Here is a 21328-nt window from a genome sequence, read left to right as displayed (position 1 = left end):
CGTCCGGCCGGGGCCCGTGAGCGGGGCACCTGCCGATCCTTCGCCGCATGACCTGGGCATACCCGGTCACGTCTCTTGGGGAGGGGGTCGTTTCGCTCCGCCCGGGGCTGCGCGATCCTCGCGCTCTGCTCCGGGCCTGGCCGCCCCTGGGGCGTCCCGGCCGGAACGCCCGCTGCCGGGCAGGCGCGGGCCGCTTCACGGGAGGCGGCGACCGCCGGCCAAGGCTCCACCACTCCGGCGGACGCGACGGACGCGACGTCGTGGACGCGCGTGGCGGCCGGGTGTGGCGGCCGCGCATGGCGGACACCGTGCCGAGCGGCTCCGTTCCGCCTGTCGGCTCCCTGAGGTCATCCGATCTACCGATGACCGTACCCCCTGATCCCTACCGGTATGCGGGAGATATACCGTCTGCGGAATCATGCCCGATCCGCTCTTCCTCCTCGTCGCCGGGGCCGCCGTGGTCGCCGGCGCGGCCGTGCAGAGCAGCGTCGGCCTGGGGCTCGGACTGGTCGCCGCCCCGGTCATCTCGCTGCTGGACCCCACCCTGATGCCCGTGACCCTGCTCATCGCCACCGGCGTGCTCCCGGTGTTCACCCTCGTGGCCGAGTGGCGGCACGTCGACTGGAGCGGCCTGGTCTGGGGGGTCCCCGCCCGCGTCCCCGGCTCCATCGTCGGGGTGTGGGTGGTGGCCACGCTCGACCCGGGCATGCTCGGCGCGGCCGTGGGGGCCATGGTGCTGGTCGCGGTCGGCCTGTCGCTGCTCCCGGTCACGGTGCGGCCGACCCCGCCGGCTCTGCTCACCGCCGGGGTGGTGTCGGGCGCCATGGGCACCGCCACCTCCATCGGGGGCCCACCCATCGCGCTGGTCTACCAGCACGAGGACGGGCCGCGGGTGCGCGCGACCCTGGCCGGGTTCTTCCTGGCCGGAATCGCCATCTCCCTGGTAATGCTCACCGCGACCGGGCAGGCCGAGCCCCGGCAGCTGGCCGCGGGCGCCGCCCTGCTGCCGTGCGTGGTGGCCGGGTACCTGCTGGGCCGCCCGCTGCGCCGCCTGGTCGACGAAGGGCTACTGCGCACCGCCCTGCTGTGCACGGTCGCGGTCTCGGGCACGGTGCTCATCGTGCGGGCCTTCGTGTGAGCACCGCCGATGCGCCGCGGCCCGTGCGGTAGGCTCCGGCGACCATGGGCACAGGTGAACGCGCAGGCGAACGCACCAGGGGCGGGCGCAGGCCCACCGCCGAGGAGCTGCGGGCGGCGCACGGCACGGTCATCCCCGACGTCACCGGCCCCGGCCTCAGAGTCCTGTTCTGCGGGATCAACCCGGGCCTGTACTCCGGGTGGACCGGGCACCACTTCGCCCGCCCCGGCAACCGCTTCTGGCCCGCCCTGCACCGCGCCGGGTTCACCCCGCGCCTGCTGCGCCCCGAGGAGCAGGACGAGCTGCCCCGGTGGGGCCTGGGCATCACCAACATCGCCGCCCGCGCCACCGCCCGCGCCGACGAGCTCACCCCCGACGAACTGCGCGAGGGCGGACGGGCCCTGGCCGAGCGCACCGAGCGCCTGGCCCCCGGCGTTCTGGCCGTCCTGGGCGTCACCGCCTACCGGTCGGCGTTCGGCGCCCCCAAGGCCCGCATCGGCCCCCAGGAGGGCGTGCGGGTCGGCGGGGTCCCGGTGTGGGTCCTGCCCAACCCCAGCGGGCTGAACGCGCACTGGACGCCCGAGGCCATCGCCGGGGAGCTGCACCGCGTGCGCGAGCGGTACGGCGGCGGCCCCGCCGAATGACGCGGGGCCCGGGCCGCGCCCCGATCCGCGCGCGGCGGGCGAACCGGGGGCGGTGGGCGTCTACGTGGCGGTAGGTTCGGGTAATGCAAGGGTCACGGCGACCGTAGACTCGGGGGGACCGCGCGTCGGGCCGCCGCCCGCACCCGCGAGTCGGAACGCTGACTGAGGGGACTGACGAGAGTTGACGCTGCTCGAATCGGTGCGCAATCCGGACGAACTGAAGAGGCTCCCGGCCGAGCGCATCCCGGCGCTGGCCGCCGAGATCCGTGAGTTCCTCGTCTCCGAGGTCTCCCGCACCGGCGGGCACCTGGGCCCCAACCTGGGGGTGGTCGAGCTGACCATCGCCCTGCACCGCGTCTTCGACTCCCCGCGCGACCCGGTGCTCTTCGACACCGGCCACCAGTCCTACGTGCACAAGATGCTCACCGGGCGCCGGGACTTCTCCCGGCTGCGCAGCGAGGGCGGGCTCTCGGGCTACCCCTCCCGGGCCGAGTCCGAGCACGACTTCATCGAGAACTCCCACGCCTCCACCGTGCTCTCCTACGCCGACGGCCTGGCCAAGGCCAACGAGGTGCGGGGCCGCGCCGAGAGCACGGTCGCCGCGGTGATCGGCGACGGCGCGCTGACCGGAGGCATGGCCTGGGAGGCGCTCAACAACATCGCCGAGTGCAAGCAGCGCCGCCTGGTCATCGTCGTCAACGACAACGGCCGCTCCTACTCGCCGACCATGGGCGGGCTCGCCGACCACCTGGCGACGCTGCGCATGACCCCCGGCTACGAGCACGCCCTGGAGGCCGCCAAGACCGCGCTCAACCGCGCCCCCGTCGTCGGCCAGCCCATCTACGACGCCCTGCACGGGTTCAAGAAGGGCCTCAAGGACGCCATCCAGCCCCAGATCATGTTCGAGGACCTGGGCCTGAAGTACCTGGGCCCCATCGACGGCCACGACGAGGCCGCGGTGGAGAAGGCCCTGCGCCGCGCGCGCGACTACGGCGGCCCGGTGATCGTGCACTGCATCACCCGCAAGGGCAAGGGCTATGCCCCGGCGGAGAACCACGACGAGGACCAGTTCCACGCCCCCGGGGCGTTCGACCCCGAGACCGGGCAGGCCAAGTCCTCCCCGGGCGGCGGCGTGAAGTGGACCAAGGTCTTCAGCGAGGAGATGGTGCGCCTGGGCGCCGAGCGCGAGGACCTGGTCGCCATCACCGCCGCCATGCTCCACCCCACCGGCCTGGCCCCGTTCGCCGAGGCCTACCCCGACCGCACCTTCGACGTGGGCATCGCCGAGCAGCACGCCGCCACCTCGGCCACCGGGCTGGCCATGGGCGGGGTGCACCCGGTCGTCGCGGTCTACGCCACCTTCCTCAACCGCGCCTTCGACCAGGTGCTCATGGACGCCGCCCTGCACCGCCAGGGCGTCACCTTCTGCCTGGACCGGGCCGGGATCACCGGCACCGACGGCGCCAGCCACAACGGCATGTGGGACCTGTCCATCCTGCAGGTGGTGCCGGGCCTGCGGCTGGCGGTGCCGCGCGACGCGCAGCGGCTGCGCGAGGAGCTGCGCGAGGCCGTGGCCGTGGACGACGCCCCCACCGTGCTGCGCTACCCCAAGGGCGCCGTGGGCGAGGACATCCCGGCGGTGGACCGCATCGGCGGCATGGACGTGCTGCGCAGCGCCGCCGACGCCGGCCACCCCAAGGACCTGCTGCTGGTCGCCGTCGGCGCGATGGCCCGCACCTGCTGCGAGGCCGCCGACCGCCTGGCCGACGAGGGCATCGGCGCCACCGTGGTCGACCCGCGCTGGGTCAAGCCCCTGGACCCGGCCCTGGTCGAGGAGGCGGCGGAGCACCGCGCCGTGGCCGTGGTCGAGGACAACGGCCGCGTGGGCGCGGTCGGCGACGCGGTGGCGCGGGCGCTGCGCGACGCCGAGCTGGACATGCCGGTGCGCACCTTCGGCGTCGAGCAGGAGTTCCTCGACCACGCCTCGCGCGAGGCGGTCCTGGAGAAGATGGGCCTGACCCCGCAGGTGCTGGCGCGGCGCCTGATGGGCACCGTCTCCCGGCTCACCGACGCGGGCCGCTCCGAGCGCGCGCTGGCCGACGGCGAGCCCGCGCAGAACTGACCGGACCGCCCGGACCGACGGCCGGTTCCGGTGATCCCCCCGCAGGGCGCGGATGCGGGAGAATGGGGACATGAGTTCTCCCGAGCCCCTGCGTGTGGCGGTCATCGGTTCCGGTCCGGCGGGCATCTACACGGCGGACGCCCTGACCCGGCAGAATCGTGAGCACGTCGCCGTCGACGTCCTCGACCGGCTTCCCACCCCCTACGGGCTGGTGCGCTACGGCGTGGCCCCGGACCACACCAAGATCAAGGGCGTGGCCCGCGCACTGCGCAAGGTGCTGGAGCACCCCCGCGTGCGCTTCCTGGGCGGGGTGGAGTACGGGCGGCACATGGGCCTGGACGACCTGAAGGGCGCCTACCACGCTGTGGTGTTCGCGACCGGCGCCCCGACCGACCGGCGCATGGGCGTGCCCGGGGAGGACCTGCCCGGCAGCGTCGCCGCCACCGACTTCGTCAACTGGTACTGCGGCCACCCCGATGCCGAGGTGGAGCGCTTCCTGCTGGACGCCGAGGAGGCGGCCGTGGTGGGCGCGGGCAACGTCGCCCTGGACGTGGCCCGGATGCTCGCCAAGAGCGCCGACGAGCTGCGCGCCACGGACGTGCCGCAGCCGATGCTGGACGTGCTCGCGGCCAGCAAGGTGCGGCGGATCAGCGTGCTGGCGCGCCGGGGGCCGCTGCAGGCCAAGTTCACCGCCCCCGAGCTGCGCGACATCGGCGAGCTGGCCAACGCCGACGCGGTGGTCGACCCGGCCGAGGTCGACATCGACCCCAACGGCGAGGAGATGCTCGGCGCCGCGCGCGCGGCCCGCACCAACCTGCGCTACCTGAAGGAGTGGGCCGAGCGCGGTCCCGCCGGGCGTGCGCGGGAGGTGCGGTTCCGCTTCTGGCGGCGGCCCGTGGAGCTGAACGGGTCCGAGCGGGTGCGGTCGCTCACGGTGGAGCGCACCGTGCTCGACGCCGACGGGCGCCTGCGCGGCACGGGCGAGACCGAGGAGGTCCCGGCCGGGNTCGGCTCCCGGGGGCTGCCGCTGCCGGACCTGCCCTTCGACGAGGACGGGGCGACCGTCCCGCACAGCGAGGGGCGCGTCGTGGACGCCTCGGGGGAGCGGCTGCCGGGGGCGTACGTTGCCGGCTGGATCAAGCGCGGCGCGACGGGCGTGATCGGGACCAACAAGTCCGACGCGGCCGCCACGGTCCGCTCGCTGATGGACGACGCCGACCGGCTCCGGGCCGCCGGCGCCCCGGCCGAGGAGCCCGACGCGCTCCTGGAGCGCTCCGGGGCCGAGGTGAACGACTACTCGGGCTGGCTGGCGATCGACGCCGCGGAGGCGGCGCTGGCCGACCGCCTGGGCCGCGGCGACCGGGTGAAGCTCCTCGGGTGGGAGGAGTTCCGCCGCGCCGCCCGCGGCTGACCGGGCCGGGCCGCCCCGAGCCGCCCCGACCCGGGGGCCGGTCGTCAGTCCACTTCGGAGGCCGAGGCCTCGAAGGTGTTGCACGACGCCAGCCTCTCGCCGGTCGTCCCTGCGTCGTACCAGTGCAGGCGGTTGTCGGAGGTGCCGTGCGTCGGCAGGTCGCCGCCGCCGTTGAGCACGTCGTTGACCCGGTCGATCTCCCCGGGGTCGAAGCCCAGGCCGCGCATGGCGATCCCGCCCATGCACTCGGCCTGCAGCTCGGTGCGGCGCAGCGCCCGGAGCGAGGCCTCCTCGCTCTCGGCCTCGAACTCCATGTCGTAGGAGCGGTCCAGCACCCCGGTGACCTGCTGGACGTGGTGGCCGTACTCGTGCCCGATGAGCGCGGCCCAGATCGCCTCCTGGTCGCGGGAGGGGAACTCCCGCGAGAGCTCGGTGACGTTGGGGACCACGACGGTGACCGTCTGCTCCCGGCCGTCGTAGTAGGCCATGGTGGTGCCCTCGTCGCCGGCGAACATCTCCGGGTCGGTGTCGGTGGTGGCGAACTCCGGGTCCGCCACGCGCAGGCCCAGCTCCTCCAGGCGCGGGCGCCACAGGTCGTTCAGGCACACGCCCAGCTCGTCGGTGAACCGCTCCCAGGAGGCCTCCGAGGAGGGGTGCAGGTCGGGCACGGCGCAGTCCACCGGTTCGGGCATGTCCAGCGCGTAGGCGGGGTGCTCGTACACCGAGACCTCGACCGCACCGGGCGCCTCGGTCAGTGCGGCCGCGTACTCGCCGCTGACGCTCTCGGAGCGGACCGGGTCGGTGTCGCTGCCCGTGGACTGGGTGAAGACCAGCATCAGCGCGGTCAGAGCCGCCCCGACCGACACCAGCGCCGAGACGGTGATGGCCGTCCAGACGGCCGCGCGCGAGGGGCCGCGCCGCCGGGGCGGGGGAGCCGGGGGGTACGGCGGGTACGGGGGAGCGTACCCGGGGTACGGGGCGTAGGGGCCCGGGGGCGGTACCGGCGCCGCGGGACCGGGCGCCTGCGGAGGCGGCGGGGGCCCCGCGGGGGCGCGGTCGCCGCCGGGTGTGTGCTCCACTGGGCCCCGTCCTTCCGCCTGGCGTCTCCTCCCGGCCCGGGTCCGGGCAAGGGTGGATGATCAACCTTAATCGGACACGGGAGGCGACGGTAGCGCGAAAGCCGCCTCCGGGGCGAGCGGAGGCGGCCGGGGCCCTTCAGTCCCGGTCAGTCCCGGGAGGGCGCCCGGTACTCCACCCCCGGGGCAAGGATGTCGTGGAGCTCGGCCTCGAACAGGGGTTCCATGTCGCCCATGATGGGCGTCATGTGCTCGGCGACCTCCATGCTGACCAGCCCGTACAGGCGCACCCAGCACGACATGAGCACCCGCAGCGCCCCGTAGGAGGCGTTGTCGATGGTGAAGCCGGTCTTGGCGGCGAACGCGTCCAGGCGGTCGCGCAGCTCCGGGCCGATCTCCTCGTCCGCGGGCAGGGGGATGCGCCGCTCGGCCAGCAGGCGGTCGAACAGGGCGAAGAACGAGGCGGCGAACTCCTGTCCGGCGGCCAGCACGCGGGCGTCGGGGTGCTCCTGCGGAGCGGGTGTGGCGAACAGCAGGGAGAACTCGGCCCGGTGGGCCAGTGCCCAGGTGCGGAAGGCGCGCAGCGAGGCGAGGATGCGCCCGTCGGTGTCGTCGGCGGGCAGCGGCCCGGCGGCGCCGGCCACCGCTTCGGACAGTTCGTGGAACAGGTCCGCCCGGACGGCGTTGAGCAGGTCGTCCAGGCCGGAGAAGTACCGGTACAGGCCCGGGGCGGTCATGCCCATGTCGCGGGCGATCGCGCGCAGCGACACCCCGGACGGCCCCTCGGCGGCCAGGCGCCGCCGGGCGATGTCCTTGATCTCCCGGAGTGTGGCCTCGCGCACACGTTCGCGCCGCCCGGGCGCCGCGGCCGCCCCCGGCCCCGCCTGCGCCTCCGGGTCGCCGCCGGTCCGCGCCGACGCCTCTGCGGGCACATCCGCCTCCTCGTTCACCGCCGCGGCGGACCCGGTCCGCGCGGCACCCCGTTGACAAGTGTGAGCAGTGTCAGTTTTAGTGAACGCCGTAAAGCTTACGGTGTTCACCGGCATCTCACGTTAACAGCAAGCCGAGGTCGTCCATGTTCTCAGCGCTGGGGCGTTTCACCCACAGGGGCCGCGTGTGGGTCCTGGCCGTCACCGTCGTGCTCGCCGTCGCGGCCGGGGTGTGGGGAGGCGGGCTCTTCGGCGCCGTCAGCGACGGCGGCTTCCAGGACCCGGGGTCCGAGTCCGCCCGTGCCGCCGAGACCATCGAGCGCGAGCTGGGGCACGACGGGGTGGACGTGGTCGCGGTCGTCAGCAGCGAGGAGATCCGCTACGACAACCCCACCTTCGCCAACCTGATCACGCGCATGCGCGACGGCCTCCCCGAGGAGCAGGTCGCCTCCGCCACCACCTACCTCGACGACGGGCTCACCGACACCGAGCGCGGGATCCTGCTCGCCGAGGACGGCCACGCCACCTACGTGCCGATCACCATCGAGGGCTCCACCAAGGACGAGCGGATGGAGAACTTCAAGGAGATCGCCGACGAGATCAGCGCGGGCCCGCTCCAGGTGCGCCTGGGCGGCCCCCTGCCGGTCGAGCAGCAGATCTCCGAGCGCGCCGAGAGCGACGTGGTGCGCGCCGAGCTCGTCTCCCTGCCGCTGCTGCTGGCGCTGCTGGTGGTCATCTTCGGCGGCGTGGTCGCCGCGCTCACCCCGCTGGCCGTCGGCGGCCTGGCCATCATCGGGTCCCTGGCCCTGCTGCGCACGCTCACCCACGTGACCGAGGTGTCGGTGTTCGCGGTCAACGTCGCCACCCTCCTCGGCCTGGGACTGGCCATCGACTACGGGCTGTTCATCGTCAGCCGCTTCCGGGAGGAGGCGGCCGCCGGGCGCCCGATCGCCGAGGCCGTGCCGCGCACGCTGTCCACCGCAGGGCGCACCGTCGCCTTCTCCGGCGTCACGGTGCTCATCGCCTTCGCCGGGCTGCTGTTCTTCCCCCAGCCGGTGCTGCGCTCCATCGGCCTGGGCGGCATCGCGGTCGTACTGTTCGACCTGGTCGCCGCGCTGGTGGTGCTGCCCGCGCTGCTCGCCGTGGTGGGGCGGCGCATCGACGCGCTCCCGGTGTTCGGCCGGGTGCGGCGCCGCCGCGCCCTGGGCGCCACCGCCGCGGCCGCCGCCGGGGCCGAGCGCGCCGCCCGGGCGGCGGCCGCCGGGGGCGGGTGGGCCCGCCTGGCGCACAGCGTCATGCGGCGGCCGGTGCTCTACCTGGTCGCGGTGGGCGGGGTGCTGATCGCCTTCGCCTCGGCGCTGGCCTCCACCCACGTCGGCTCCACCGACCAGCGGTACCTGCCCGCGGGCGCCGAGGGGCGGGTCGTCAGCGAGAAGCTGTCGGAGGAGTTCCCGGCCGGCGACGTGGCCACCGCGGACGTGGCCGTGACCGGCGACCTGACGGGGGCGCAGGGCGAATCGGCCCTGGAGGCCTACACCGACCGCCTCGGAGAACTGGACGGGGTCGTCCGGGCGGAGGTGGAGCGCGTCGGCGACGGCGCGGCGCACGTGTCGGTGGCCTACGAGGGCGAGGTGGACGACCCCTCCACCCAGCGCCTGGTGGAGGAGCTGCGCGCCGAGCCCGGGCCCGAGGGCGCCGAGGAGGTCCTGGTGGGCGGCGTGGCCGCGCAGCAGAAGGACACGCTGGACGGCATCATCGAGGCCGTCCCCGCCACCCTGGGGTTCGTGGTGGCCGTGACGCTGGCGCTGCTGTTCATGGCCTTCGGGTCGCTGGTCCTGCCGGTCAAGGCCGTGCTGATGGGCTTCCTTTCGCTGGGGGCCTCGCTGGGCGTGGTGATCTGGGGATTCCAGGAGGGGCACCTGGCCGGCCTGCTCGGGTTCGACGCCGTCGGCACCATGGACCCCACCTACCTGGTGCTGATCCTGGTGGTCTCCTTCGGCCTGGCCATGGACTACGAGCTGTTCCTGCTCAGCCGGGTGCGCGAGGAGTACCTGCACACCGGCGACAACGCGCACTCGGTGGCGGTCGGGCTGCAGCGCACCGGCAGGATCATCACCAGCGCGGCGCTGCTGCTGGTGGTGGTGCTTGCCGCGATGGGCTCCTCGGCGCTGCTGTCGCTGAAGATCATCGGCATCGGGCTGGCGGTGGCGGTGGTCGTCGACGCCACCCTGGTGCGGGCGCTGCTCGTCCCGGCGACCATGCGGCTGCTGGGCACCGCCAACTGGTGGCTGCCGCGTCCGCTCCGGTGGCTGCACGACCGGATCGGCATCACCGAGGGCGGCGAGGAGGAGGCGGCCCCGGAGCGGACCGGCGCCCCGGCGGAGCCGTCGGCCCGGACGGGCGGCTGACCGGGCCCGCGGGGCGCGGCCGCCGGGGGCCCACCGCGCCGCTCACCGCCCTCCGGGCCGGCCGGCGGGGGAGGGGCGGCGGTCGGTGAAGGGCAGGTCCGGCCTGCGGCGGCGGGCCTCGGCGACGACCTCCTCGACGGTGCGGTCCCAGCTCGGCCGGATCCGCACGGCCGGCTCGGGGCGCCACGGGGAGGGCGGCAGCTCCGGAGGCTCCTGGCCGGTCAGGAAGACCAGGTAGTGCAGGTGGACGGTGCCGCCGCGGTGGTGCAGCGGCTTCGTGCAGGCGTGGATCCCGGTGACCTGGTCCCAGGGGATCACCAGGTCGTCGTCGGAGGAGCGCGGCCAGGGCGCGGGGAACCGGGCCCCCTCGGCGTCCAGCAGCAGGACCGGGCGGCGCGACAGGTGGCGGGAGGCGGCCAGCAGCCCGCCGCCGCCGAAGAGCACGATCGCCAGCACGCCCATGGTGATGTCGAGGGCGCCGCCCTTGGCGACCAGCGCGGCCCCGATGCCGGTGAACACGGCGCACGCCACGGCCAGCCAGGCCCCCTCCCAGGTGGCCCGGAGCCGATTGGCGACCGCGAAGGCGGCGCCGCCGTCGTCGGCGTTCATACCTCCAGGGTAGGCCGTCGCCCGGCGAACGCCGGGAAAGCGGTGGCCCACGGCGCGTACGCGCCCCCGTGGGCGCCATGCGCCGCACGGGGCCGAAGGAAGCCCTCGCCCGGTGCCCTGCAGGGCGTGCCGTGCCACCGGGTGGGGAGCGGCCGGACGTGCCTGTACGGGGTGGTGCGGGGCGGTGGCGCTTCCGGCCGCGCAGGTTCGCGGGGTCGGCCTCGGGGCCGGCGTTGCCGGTCTCCGGGTGCCCGGCTCGGAGGGCCTGTCCTCGCTTGACGGTCGAGGGGTGCCCTTCCCGAGCGGCCATGGGTGGGGCTCCCACCAGCCCCGCTGACGCCGCCCCGCCGGGTACGGCAAGGGCGGAGGCCGACCGGAGCTGCACGGGGGAGCGGGGACCGCACGGGTCGGGCGAGGCACGCACGGCAGGCGGCCGGTCATGACCGGAGCCGTGGGCGGAGCGGCCGACGCCGGTCATGCGGAGGGTCGGGGCGCCGTTCAGGGCCATGTCCGGGACGGTCCTGCCGGTCCCGGAACGGGCTCCGCCCTGTGCCGGGCTGTCGGCACAGGGCGGAGCGTGCGGCCCTCGTCGAGGCGGGGCCGGGCCGGTCCCCTACAGGGCCTTGTAGCCCTCGGGGTGGAACTTCGCGCCGTTGACGCGCTCGGAGACGCCGCTGAAGTCGAGGTACGGCGTGATGCCGCCCAGGTGGAACGGCCAGCCCGCGCCGGTGATCAGGCACAGGTCGATGTCGGCCGCCTCGGCGACGACGCCCTCGTCCAGCATGATCCGGATCTCCTTGGCCAGCGCCTCCAGCGCCCGGTCCAGGATCTCCTGCTCGGAGGAGGCCTTGCCGCCGCCGCTGAACAGCTCCTTGACCTCCGGGTCGATCTGGAAGTCGGCGCCGAAGACCTGCGTCTTGCCCGCCTCGACCATGCGCCGGTGCTGCTCGGAGACGCTGAAGCGGTCGGGGAAGGCCGTGGCCAGGGTCTCCGACACGTGCAGCGCGACCGCCGGGCCGACCAGCTGGAGCAGCAGCAGCGGCGACATGGGCAGGCCCAGCGGCGCCACCGCGCGGTCGGCGGTCTCGGGCTCGGTGCCCTCCTCCACGGCGCCCAGCACCTCGCCCATGAACAGGGTGAGCAGCCGGTTCACCACGAAGGCCGGGGCGTCCTTGCACAGCACCGCGGTCTTCTTGAGCTTCTTGGCGGTGGCGAAGGCCGTGGCCAGCGCGGCCTCGTCGGTCTTCTCGCCGCGCACCAGCTCCAGCAGCGGCAGGACCGCCACCGGGTTGAAGAAGTGGAAGCCCACGACCCGCTCGGGGTGCTCGAGCCTGCTCGCCATCTCGGTGACCGAGAGCGAGGAGGTGTTGGTCGCCAGGATCGCCTCGGGGGAGACCACGGCCTCTACCTCGGCGAAGACCTGCTGCTTGACCTCCATCTTCTCGAAGACGGCCTCGATGACGAAGTCGGCGTCGGCGAACGCGTCCTTGGTCAGCGAACCGGTCACCTGGGACTTGAGGCGGTTGGCCTTGTCCTGGCCGATCCTGCCCTTGGCCAGCAGCTTGTCGACCTCGCCGTGGACGTAGTCCACGCCCTTGTCCAGGCGCTCCTGGTCCAGGTCGGTCAGCACGACCGGCACGTCCAGGCGGCGGGCGAACAGCAGCGCCAGCTGCCCGGCCATCAGCCCGGCGCCGACCACGCCGACCTTGTTCACCTTGCGGGCCAGCGACTTGTCCGGGGCGCCGGCGGGCCGCTTGGCGCGCTTCTGCACGAGGTCGAAGGCGTACAGGCCGGCCTTGAGCTCGTCGGTCATGATCAGGTCGGCCAGCGCGTCGTCCTCGGCGGCGAAGCCCTCGTCGCGGGTGCGCTCCTTGGCGGCGGCGACCAGGTCCAGGGCGCGCACGGGGGCCGGGGCCGCGCCGTGCAGCTTGCCCTCGACCAGGAACCGGGCGTTGTTCACCGCCTGGTCCCAGGCCTCGCCCTTGTCGACCTCGGGCCGCTCGACGGTGATGTCGCCCTTGACGACCTTGGCCGCCCAGCGCAGCGACTCCTCGACGAAGTCGGCGGGCTCGAACATCGCGTCGGCGATGCCCAGCTCCCGCACCTGCGGGCCCTTGATCATCTTGTTCTGGTTCAGCGGGTTCTCGATGATCAGCTTGAGCGCCTTCTCCGCGCCGATCAGGTGCGGCAGCAGGTAGGTGCCGCCCCAGCCGGGGACCAGGCCCAGGAACGCCTCGGGCAGCGCGAAGGCCGGAACGCCCGAGGAGACGGTGCGGTAGCGGCAGTGCAGCGCCGCCTCGACACCGCCGCCCATCGCCGCGCCGTTGACGAAGGCGAAGGTGGGCACGTCCAGCTCGCCCAGCCGGCGGAGGACGTCGTGGCCCAGCTTGCCGATGGCGTGCGCCTGGTCGCGGTTCTCCAGCAGCGGCACGCCGGTCAGGTCGGCGCCGACCGCGAAGATGAACGGCTTGCCGGTGATCGCCACCGCGGCGATGTCGGTGCGCGCCGCCGCGGCGTCGATGGCCTCGTTCAGGCTCAGCAGGCCGCCCGGGCCGAAGGTGTTGGGCTTGGTGTGGTCGTGGCCGTTGTCCAGGGTGATCAGGACGGCGGTGCCGGCACCGTAGGGGAGTTCGACGTCGCGAGACAGGGCCTTGGTGACGACCTCGTCGGCGAAGAGCTCCCGCGCCTGCTCGATCGGGCTGCTCACTTGGCGTTTCCTTCCCAGTTCGTGTTCTCCCACAGCACGGTCCCGCCCATGCCCATGCCGACGCACATGGTGGTCAGGCCGTAGCGGACCTCGGGGTGCTCGGCGAAGAGCCGGGACAGCTGCATCATCAGCCGCACGCCCGAGGAGGCCAGCGGGTGCCCCAGGGCGATCGCGCCGCCCCACGGGTTGACCCGGGCGTCGTCGTCGGCGATGCCGAAGTGCTCCAGGAACGCCAGCACCTGGACGGCGAAGGCCTCGTTGATCTCGATGAGGCCGATGTCGTCCATGCTCATGCCCTGCCGGGCGAGCAGCTTCTCGGTGGCCGGGACCGGGCCCACGCCCATGACCTCGGGCTCCACACCGGCGAAGGAGAAGTCCACCAGCCGCATGCGGGCGTCCAGGCCCATCTCGGCGGCGACGTCCTCGGCGGCCAGGATGGCGCCGGTGGCGCCGTCGTTCAGGCCGGCGGCGTTGCCCGGGGTCACGTTGCCGTGCGCGCGGAACGGCGTCTTGAGCTTGGCCAGGTCCTCCATGGAGGTGCCCGCCCGCGGGGGCTCGTCGGCGCTGGCCAGGCCGAAGCCCTGCTCGACCGAGCGCACCAGGGTCTCGACCAGGTCCTGCTGGATCTTGCCCTCGGCGTAGGCCTTGGCGACCTTGTCCTGGCTGCGCACCGCGTAGGCGTCGGCGCGCTCCTTGGTGATGGAGGGGAAGCGGTCGTGCAGGTTCTCCGCGGTGTTGCCCATGACCAGGGCGGAGGGGTCCACCAGCTTCTCGGACAGGAAGCGCGGGTTCGGGTCGACGCCCTCGCCCATGGGGTGGCGGCCCATGTGCTCGACGCCGCCGGCGATGACGACGTCGTAGGCGCCGAAGGAGATCCCGGCTCCGGCGGTGGTGGCCGCGGTGAGCGCACCGGCGCACATGCGGTCGATGGCGTAGCCGGGGACGCTGCGGGGCAGCCCGGCGAGGAGGGCCGCGCTGCGGCCGATGGTCAGCCCCTGGTCGCCGATCTGGGTGGTGGCGGCGATCGCGACCTCGTCGACGCGCTCCGGCGGCAGCTGGGGATTGCGGCGCAGAAGTTCCCGGATGACGCGGACGACGAGGTCATCGGCGCGCGTCTCGGCGTAGAGGCCCTTGCCGGCCTTGCCGAACGGGGTCCTGGCCCCGTCGACAAACACGACATCGCGGGCGGTTCGCGGCACGATTGCCCCTCCTTCACAACCTGATGAGTGGTTTTCTCCCCACATGCTACTCGCCGGTAACTAGTGCCGCGAGCAACGGGGGCGCGCCGCGCGCAACACACTGCCGCACAGGCGCTCCCGGCGTGGCCCGCCGGGTCGGGAGGGGGCGGCGAGCCGGGTGGGGACAGGGAGGCCACGGGCGCGGTCCGCCGGGGTGTGCCGGGCGTGTTCCCGGGGTTCTCGGGGAGTTCCCTTCGCGTAGCGGTCGTGCCGCTCAGGCGCTCCCGGCGCGGCCGGTCGGGCCGGCGGTCGGTGGGCCGGGAGGGAGCAGGGTGGCCGCGGGAAGGGGCGGCCGGCAGGACAGGGAGAGAGGCGCGGGAGTGGTCCGTCGGGGGCGTGGGGGTATGTCCCGGGAAGACCGGGGATCCCCTTCGAGGGCCGTGCCGGCCTCTGCGGCGTCCGTACGGGGGCGGGACGAAAGAGCGCCCGCCCGGCCGGTGGCCGGACGGGCGCGTCGATCGGTGGGGCGGGACGCGCGGCTCTCGGGGCGCGCTCCTGGGAACAGGCCTCAGAACAGGGAGGCGGCCTCGCGGTGGCGGCCGGCGGCGCTGTAGGCGCCGGCGAGGTCGCGCCGCATCTTGAAGGTGAGCATCCGGATCTCGGGGTCGCCGACGGCGGCGAGCCCGTTCCGGTAGGCCTCGAGCAGCGCGTCGATGGCCTCCCGGTCCATGCCGGCCTGGGTGTAGGCGCGCCCCAGCCGGTGGTGGATGACCAGGGTGTCGTAGTGGCGCGGGCCGAGCCGGCGCGAGCGCTGGGCGAGCACCAGGCGCAGCTGGCGGATCGACTCCGGGTAGCGGCCGGCCGCGCTGAGCGCCAGGCTCAGCCCGACGCGCAGCCGCTCCCGCTCGACCGGGTCGGCCGAGTCCTCGATCGCGCGCTCGTAGTGGGCGACCGCCGCCTCGTGCTCGCCGGACCGGCGCAGCGCGTCGGCCAGGCGCGTGCGCGCGTCGACGGTGTCCGAGGCCATCGGCCCCAGCCGCTCGGTGCGGTGGCGCAGCAGCACCTCCCACAGCTCGGCGGCCTGGGCGGGCCGGGCGCTGTCGGAGCAGATCCAGGCCAGGTTCTCCCGGATGACGTCGGTCTGCGGGTGCTCTTCGCCGAACACCTTGACCGCCTCTTCGAGCGTCCGCTCGAACTCCGCGCGGGCGGCCTCGCGGCGGCCGATCTGTGCGTACTTGCTGGCCAGGTTGTTGCGCGCGGCGATGCTGCGCGGGTCCTGCGCGCCGAGGCGCTGGACGTGGTCGTCCAGGGTGCGCTCCAGGGAGGCGACGCGCATGCCGGGGGTGCGCCCGGCCGCCTCGGCATCGACGGAGGGCGCGGGTTCCTGAGCCGGCACGGTCCTGCCGCCGCGGCGCATCAGGTTCCGCCACAGGGACACCAGGCCCACCTCCCGTTCGCGCACTTCGTAACCCTCACCGGAGGACTGCACGGGCACAGGACCGCCCGCACGCTTCACTCTCCGGTCTTTTCCGCCCCGCAACGACAACAGCACGATTCCATAACTTAATCCGGTTCGGCGGGGCCTGGAAGCCTCCACGACGGGGTAATCGGGTGTGAACTCTATCACTTATCGGCTTTTTAGGGGCGCAAGAGGTTTAAGGCCCGAATCGCCGTTTTTGTCATCCTCTGGTGGAGGCGGGGGAAGGAGCCGCGCGGCCCCCGTCCAGAAGGCCGCCGGGCCCGACGGGCCCGCCACCGCCGGCCACCGGAGGAGGCTGCTCAGGCCCCGTACCCGAAGAGCCGCCGGGCACGCCCCGATCGGCCCACCCGTCCCGTCATGGGGCGGGTCGGCGAACGGCCCTGCCCGACCCTCGCCGCCTCGCCGTGCTCCGTCGCGTTCCGCCGCGGCGCCCCGCCCGCAAACGGCGTCCCATGGCACGGTGTCACGCCGTCCGTCCCGACGGGGGCGGGACGCCGCCCCCGGGACGGTGCGGGGCGTTGCGCGGCCGTGACCGTCCGTCGCCGGGCGGACTGCGGTCACCCGGCAAGGGTGCGTACTGGGGCCGGTGCCCCCGGCAGCCAGGGCGGGAGGAGCCCGCACCGCTCGACAGGAGAACGGTTCGCCAACAGGGCGGCGTCCGCCGGAGCCGGAGCCGCCTGGAGCGGCGGCGCCTTCACCGGCACAGGCCGCCACGGCGCCCTCCGGGAGGAGCCCGCCGATACGCCCCCGCCGAGCGGCCTTCAGGCGCCCCGTACGGGAGCCGGCGGTGGCGTCCGCCGCTCCGGGGCCGCCTCCGTCACTTCGCCTCGGTCTCCGCCCCGCCTCGGGCGTCGGCCTGGGCCACGGCCTCGGCCAGGGGTTCGGCCGTCAGGCCCAGCTGCCACTCGCGCGCTCCGTTGCCGCGCAGGTGCCCGGCCACGGTCTCGGCGTCGATGCGCTCCGGCGGGGACCAAGCCAGCCGACGCACCGAGTCGGGCTGCAGCAGGTTCTCGGCGGGCATGACCACCTCCTCGGCGATCCGCGACACCGCGGCGCGGGCGGCCTCCAGGCGGCGGGCCGCCTCCGGGTCGCGGTCGTGCCAGCGGTTGGTCGGCGGCGGGCCGTCCCCCGGGGCACTGGGCTGCGGAAGCTCCTCGGGACGCATGTCGCGGGCGCGGTTGACCGCCTTGATCCACTGGGGGACGTAGCGGCGGGCCAGGCGCACCGAGAACGGCTTGAGGGCGCCCAGCTCCTGGGCGCTGCGCGGCATGGCGGTGGCGGCCTCGACGATCGCCGCGTCGGGGAGCACCCGGCCCGGGGAGAGGTCGCGCTCACGGGCGATGCGGTCGCGCTCCAGCCACAGTTCGCGGACCACGCCCAGTGCGCGCTGGTTGCGCACCCGGTGGATGCCGGAGGTACGCCGCCAGGGGTCGGGGCGCGGCTCCTTGGGCGGGGCGGCCAGGACGGCGGCGAACTCCTCCCGGGCCCACTCCAGCTTGCCCGCCTCCCGCAGCTCCGCCTCCAGGGCGTCGCGCAGGTCGACCAGGACCTCCACGTCCAGGGCGGCATAGGTCAGCCAGTCCTCCGGCAGGGGGCGCACCGACCAGTCGACGGCCGAGTGCTCCTTGGCCAGGCGCAGGCCCAGCACCCGCTCGACCATCGACCCCAGGCCCACCTTCTGGTAGCCCAGCAGGCGGCCGGCGAGCTCGGTGTCGAACAGCGAGGAGGGGCGCAGGTCGACCTCGGTCAGGCAGGGCAGGTCCTGGTGGGCCGCGTGCAGCACCATCTCGGTGCCTTCCAGCGCCTCGCTCAGCTCGGCGAGCTCGGGGCAGGCGACCGGGTCGATGAGCGCCGACCCCGCCCCCTCGCGGCGCAGCTGCACCAGATAGGCGCGCTGGCCGTAGCGGTACCCCGAGGCGCGCTCGGCGTCCACCGCGACCGGTCCGCTGCCCTGGGCGAACGCCGCCACCGTGGCACGCAGCGCCGCGCCGTCGGCGACGACCGCGGGAAGCCCCTCCCTCGGCGTGCGCAGCAGCGGGGCGCGGTCCGCGCTCTGGTCCTGCGCCTGCGTCGATCCGTCCGGTTCGGGAGCACCTGTCGTTGAATTCAGCACGTTCGCCACAGCACTACGGTATGCGCTTCCGAGAGCGAAGCCGTGTCGGGAGTGCGGCCGGTGCGGGGCGCCGGGGGCCGGGAAGCGCCGTCCCCGAGGGCCTGCGGCGCCGCGGTGGAAACGGGCGAAACGCCACGTCGGGGCTTGTTCGGGAGGCGTCGGGCGGGCACGGCGGCGCGGTCCGTTCAGCCCTCCGAGGGCGCGCGCCGGGAGGACAGGTCGGCCACGTCCGCCGGCGGGAGGCCGGAGGCGGCCGAGAGCAGGGCGAGCCAGGCGGCCATGTCCCCGGACAGGTCCTCGCCCTCCGGGGACCACGATGCGCGCAGCTCCAGCTCCGTGCTGAGCCCTTGGTCGGCCTTGGCGGCGAAACCCTCCGTGGTCGCGCGGGTCACCGTCCCGCTGAGCAGGCGGTGGTCGGCGCCGCACGCCTCCAGGGCGTCGGTGAGCCAGCTCCAGGCCACCTGCCCCAGCAGCGGGTCCGCGGCGATCTCGCTCTCCACCTCCGAGCTGACGTAGGCCACCACCCGGAAAGGGCCTGGCCAGTCACGGGTGCCGTCGGGGTCGTAGAGCACGATGAGGCGGCCCAGGGCGGGCTCGTCGCCGCCCTCGGTGGTCACCCGGGCCGACAGTGCGGTCGCGTGCGGGGCCAGGCGGCGGGGGGCGGGGATCTCCTCCACCGTGATCTCGGGGCGGACCGCGGCGGAGTGCAGGCTCTCCACGGCGCGGCGGAACACGGGCGGCGCGTCGTCGACCCTACCGAGAGGGGGCATGATGGAAACGTCTGCCTTAATCATGGTCGTTGGGGAACAGCCGGCGCGCGGACCGGCGAGCCGGGGGGCGATCGCGGCGCGTGACGGGACCAGCCACCCGCCCACGGTGGCACGAGTCACCTCGTACGGCGCGGAGATTCCCCGGCGTGTCGGGGTTTCGTGATGATCTTGGAATCCGCGGTGCGACGGATTCGTTACCCCGATGATCCTGTCGCGGACGCCGTGGTCACCCTGCGTGTCGGCCGGGGGCGGCCGTGCCGATCGCCCGGGTCGGGTCACGGCGGTGCCCGGTGCGTGGCACGATCGAGGTGTGACGCTCCAAGACTCTCCTTTCCTCCGCGCCTGCCGGCGCCTCCCGGTGGACCGCACGCCGGTGTGGTACATGCGCCAGGCCGGGCGCTCGCTGCCCGAGTACCGCAGGGTCCGGGCCGACGTCCCCATGCTGGAGGCGTGCGCCCGCCCCGACATGATCGTCGAGATCACCATGCAGCCGGTGCGGCGACACGGCGTGGACGCGGCGATCTACTTCAGCGACATCGTGGTGCCGCTCAAGGCGATCGGCCTGGACCTGGACATCAAGTCCGGGGTGGGGCCGGTCGTGGCCGACCCGGTCCGCGACGCCGACGGGATCAAGCGCCTGCGCGAGCTGAGCCCCGACGACGTGCCGTTCGTCACCGAGGCGGTGGGCACGCTGGTCGGCGAGCTCGGCACCACCCCGCTGATCGGTTTCGCGGGGGCGCCGTTCACCCTGGCCTCCTACCTGATCGAGGGCGGGCCGTCCAAGAACCACGAGCGCACCAAGGCGCTCATGTACGGCGAGCCCGAGCTGTGGAACGACCTGATGCGCCGCCTGTCCGGGATCACCCTGGAGTTCCTCAAGGTGCAGATCGCGGCCGGCGCCGGCGCGGTGCAGCTGTTCGACTCCTGGGTGGGCGCGCTGAGCGCCGAGGACTACCGGACGTCGGTGCTGCCGCACACCTCCTGGATCTTCGAGCGGCTCGGCGAACTGGACGTGCCGCGGATCCACTTCGGGGTGGGCACCGGTGAGCTGCTGAGCCTGCTGAGCGAGGCCGGGGCCGACGTGGTCGGCGTGGACTGGCGGGTGCCGCTGGACAAGGCCGCCCAGCGGGTGCAGCCGGCCACCGCGCTGCAGGGCAACCTGGACCCGGCGGCGCTGTTCGCCCCGTGGGAGGTGGTCGCCGAGCGCGCCGGTGACGTGCTGTCGCGCGGCCGCGCGGCCGAGGGCCACATCTTCAACCTGGGCCACGGCGTGCTCCCCGATACGGACCCGGACATGCTCACCCGCCTGACCGAGTTCGTGCACGAGGAGTCGCAGACCTGATCCGTCCGCGGACACGCGTCGACTCCCCGCGGGGCGGCCGGACGGCCGCCCCCGCGTGCTTTCCGGAGGCCGCCGAGGCGAACCGGCCGGCAGCGCGGTCGGCTCCCCAGCGCGCGGCGGGGGCGCTGTCGTGCCCCGGGACCGGCCCGGCGGCACGGGGCCGCGCCGGGGGCCGCAGGGTCAGTCCATCTCCTGTGCATCGTCCGCCGGCCGTTCGGGGACGGCGGGGGCGTCCTCGCCCCCTTCAGGGGCACCCTCCGTGCCCTTCCCGCCAGGCCCTCCGGGGGACCCGGACCCGCCGGGTGCGCCGACCGCGGCCGTCCCGCGCTCCTTCTGCCCGTTCGGCTCGTCGCGGTCCCTGCGGCGGCTCCAGCGCCGGGGGACGGGCACGGCGGGTCGGCCCTGGCGCCTGCGCCACCAGGCCAACGGGGCCAGCACCACGGCCGCGGTCGCCAGGAACGGCAGCAGCCAGCCGGCCGCCACGGCGACCCCGTCGGCCAGCGTCATCAGTGCCCGCCACCCGTAGGCCAGGCCGCCGAGGAAGCCGATGGAGTCGTCCCCGGTGTCCACCGGGCGCCCCGACGGGGCGTGCAGCTCCAGTTCCACCGTGCCGAAGGAGGTCGAATCGCTCAGTGCCTCCTGGCGGGCCTGCAGCGCCTCCAGTTCGGCCTGGCGGTCGGCGATCTCCGACTCCACCTTGAGCACGTCCTCGACCGTGTCGGCCTCGGCCAGTAGGTCGCGCAGCCGGTCCAGGGACGACTCGGCCGAGGCGACCCGGCTGTCGACGTCGGCGACCTCCCCGGTCACGTCCTCGGCCTCGCGCTCCAGCGCGGTGCGCGAGCCGAGGCCGCCCAGGTCCTCCAGCGCCGCGTCGTAGGCGTCCTGCGGAACCTTGAGGACCAGCCGCGCCGAGGGGGCGCGGGTCCCCGAGGGGGAGAACCGCTCCGAGGCCACGTGCCCGCCGGCGTCCGCCACCAGCTCCTTGGCCTGGGCGGAGGCCTCCTCGACATCGTCGGCCTCCACGGTCATCGTCGCCGTGTGCACCACCTGGCGCTCCGCCGGGTCGACGTCGAGGCCGTCGGCGCCCTGCCCGGCCTGCGCACCCTCGCCGTCCCCGGCCTCCTCCGGCACGCCCGCGGCCGGCCCGCCACCGTCGTCCGCGCCGCGCTCCCCGGGGCCGACCGCCCCGCGGTCGCCCGACTCGGAGGAGCCGGCACCGCACCCCGCCGCCAGGAGCGCCGCCAGCGCCACCGCCGGCGGGGCCGCCACCGCACGGGGGAGTACCCGGGACGGCGCCCGGGCCGTGTTCGCCTCTCGGTCCGCGGATGTCGGTGCAGAATCGCTCATACGACTTCGACGTGGCCGTCGTCACACGGGTTGCCGGAGCGGGGTAACACCTCG

Annotated in this window: 15 protein-coding genes; 6 read left to right on the top strand and 9 right to left on the bottom strand. The window is 74.5% G+C overall.

Annotated features, from left to right (window positions below; all coding sequences use genetic code 11):
- Nucleotides 1–418: 418 nt before the first annotated feature.
- The 4 genes from D450_RS0124380 (at nucleotide 419) to D450_RS0124365 (ending at nucleotide 5315) form a co-directional block, all read left to right on the top strand.
- A complete protein-coding gene (locus D450_RS0124380) occupies nucleotides 419–1138 on the top strand; it encodes a sulfite exporter TauE/SafE family protein (RefSeq protein WP_017541242.1) in 720 nt (239 codons plus the stop codon).
- Between the two features lie 44 nt (nucleotides 1139–1182).
- Nucleotides 1183–1782: a G/U mismatch-specific DNA glycosylase gene (gene mug / locus D450_RS0124375; protein WP_017541241.1), complete on the top strand. Its 600-nt coding sequence runs from the start codon at nucleotides 1183–1185 to the stop codon at nucleotides 1780–1782.
- 181 nt (nucleotides 1783–1963) lie between these two features.
- Nucleotides 1964–3904 carry a 1-deoxy-D-xylulose-5-phosphate synthase gene (dxs, locus tag D450_RS0124370; RefSeq protein ID WP_017541240.1) on the top strand — a complete coding sequence of 647 codons (1941 nt, stop codon included), beginning with the start codon at nucleotides 1964–1966 and terminating at the stop codon, nucleotides 3902–3904.
- Nucleotides 3905–3974: 70 nt separating this feature from the next.
- The gene (locus D450_RS0124365; protein ID WP_026128749.1) at nucleotides 3975–5315 is read left to right on the top strand and encodes an FAD-dependent oxidoreductase; all 1341 of its coding nucleotides are present in this window, start codon (nucleotides 3975–3977) and stop codon (nucleotides 5313–5315) included.
- A gap of 44 nt (nucleotides 5316–5359) precedes the next feature.
- Here D450_RS0124365 and D450_RS0124360 read toward each other — a convergent pair whose 3' ends face one another.
- Both D450_RS0124360 and D450_RS0124355 read right to left on the bottom strand, forming a co-directional pair.
- Entirely contained in the window at nucleotides 5360–6394 is a 1035-nt protein-coding gene (locus D450_RS0124360; protein ID WP_017541238.1) for a neutral zinc metallopeptidase, read from the bottom strand.
- 146 nt (nucleotides 6395–6540) lie between these two features.
- Nucleotides 6541–7323, bottom strand: coding sequence for a TetR/AcrR family transcriptional regulator (locus D450_RS0124355; protein ID WP_017541237.1), 783 nt, complete (start codon nucleotides 7321–7323; stop codon nucleotides 6541–6543).
- 143 nt (nucleotides 7324–7466) lie between these two features.
- On the opposite strand from D450_RS0124355, the gene D450_RS0124350 reads away from it, so the two are divergent.
- The gene (locus tag D450_RS0124350; RefSeq protein WP_017541236.1) at nucleotides 7467–9728 is read left to right on the top strand and encodes an MMPL family transporter; all 2262 of its coding nucleotides are present in this window, start codon (nucleotides 7467–7469) and stop codon (nucleotides 9726–9728) included.
- A gap of 42 nt (nucleotides 9729–9770) precedes the next feature.
- Here the strand turns inward: D450_RS0124350 and D450_RS0124345 are convergent, their stop codons facing one another.
- From D450_RS0124345 to D450_RS0124320, 6 genes are all read right to left on the bottom strand, one after another.
- Nucleotides 9771–10337: a hypothetical protein gene (locus D450_RS0124345; RefSeq protein ID WP_017541235.1), complete on the bottom strand. Its 567-nt coding sequence runs from the start codon at nucleotides 10335–10337 to the stop codon at nucleotides 9771–9773.
- A gap of 613 nt (nucleotides 10338–10950) precedes the next feature.
- On the bottom strand, nucleotides 10951–13044 hold the full coding sequence (locus D450_RS0124340) for a 3-hydroxyacyl-CoA dehydrogenase NAD-binding domain-containing protein (RefSeq protein WP_017541234.1): 2094 nt from the start codon (nucleotides 13042–13044) through the stop codon (nucleotides 10951–10953).
- Nucleotides 13041–14243, bottom strand: coding sequence for a thiolase family protein (locus tag D450_RS0124335; RefSeq protein ID WP_026128748.1), 1203 nt, complete (start codon nucleotides 14241–14243; stop codon nucleotides 13041–13043). The genes D450_RS0124340 and D450_RS0124335 overlap by 4 nt, the downstream gene beginning before the upstream one ends.
- Nucleotides 14244–14790: 547 nt before the next feature.
- Nucleotides 14791–15684, bottom strand: coding sequence for a tetratricopeptide repeat protein (locus D450_RS0124330; protein WP_026128747.1), 894 nt, complete (start codon nucleotides 15682–15684; stop codon nucleotides 14791–14793).
- 835 nt (nucleotides 15685–16519) lie between these two features.
- A complete protein-coding gene (locus tag D450_RS0124325) occupies nucleotides 16520–17824 on the bottom strand; it encodes an HRDC domain-containing protein (protein WP_017541231.1) in 1305 nt (434 codons plus the stop codon).
- Nucleotides 17825–18000: 176 nt separating this feature from the next.
- Nucleotides 18001–18585: a DUF3000 domain-containing protein gene (locus D450_RS0124320; protein WP_026128746.1), complete on the bottom strand. Its 585-nt coding sequence runs from the start codon at nucleotides 18583–18585 to the stop codon at nucleotides 18001–18003.
- A gap of 310 nt (nucleotides 18586–18895) precedes the next feature.
- On the opposite strand from D450_RS0124320, the gene hemE reads away from it, so the two are divergent.
- Nucleotides 18896–19927: a uroporphyrinogen decarboxylase gene (gene hemE, locus D450_RS0124315; protein WP_083932779.1), complete on the top strand. Its 1032-nt coding sequence runs from the start codon at nucleotides 18896–18898 to the stop codon at nucleotides 19925–19927.
- A 180-nt stretch (nucleotides 19928–20107) separates the two neighbouring features.
- Here the strand turns inward: hemE and D450_RS0124310 are convergent, their stop codons facing one another.
- Nucleotides 20108–21196 (bottom strand): DUF4349 domain-containing protein, encoded by a 1089-nt coding sequence (locus tag D450_RS0124310; protein WP_017541228.1) that lies wholly within the window; start codon nucleotides 21194–21196, stop codon nucleotides 20108–20110.
- Between the last annotated feature and the right edge of the window lie 132 nt (nucleotides 21197–21328).

The organism is Nocardiopsis halophila DSM 44494, from assembly GCF_000341245.1.
Classification (GTDB): domain Bacteria; phylum Actinomycetota; class Actinomycetes; order Streptosporangiales; family Streptosporangiaceae; genus Nocardiopsis_A; species Nocardiopsis_A halophila.
Note: the sequence above shows the minus strand (reverse complement) of the source record. Positions and strands in the feature narration are given on the sequence as shown.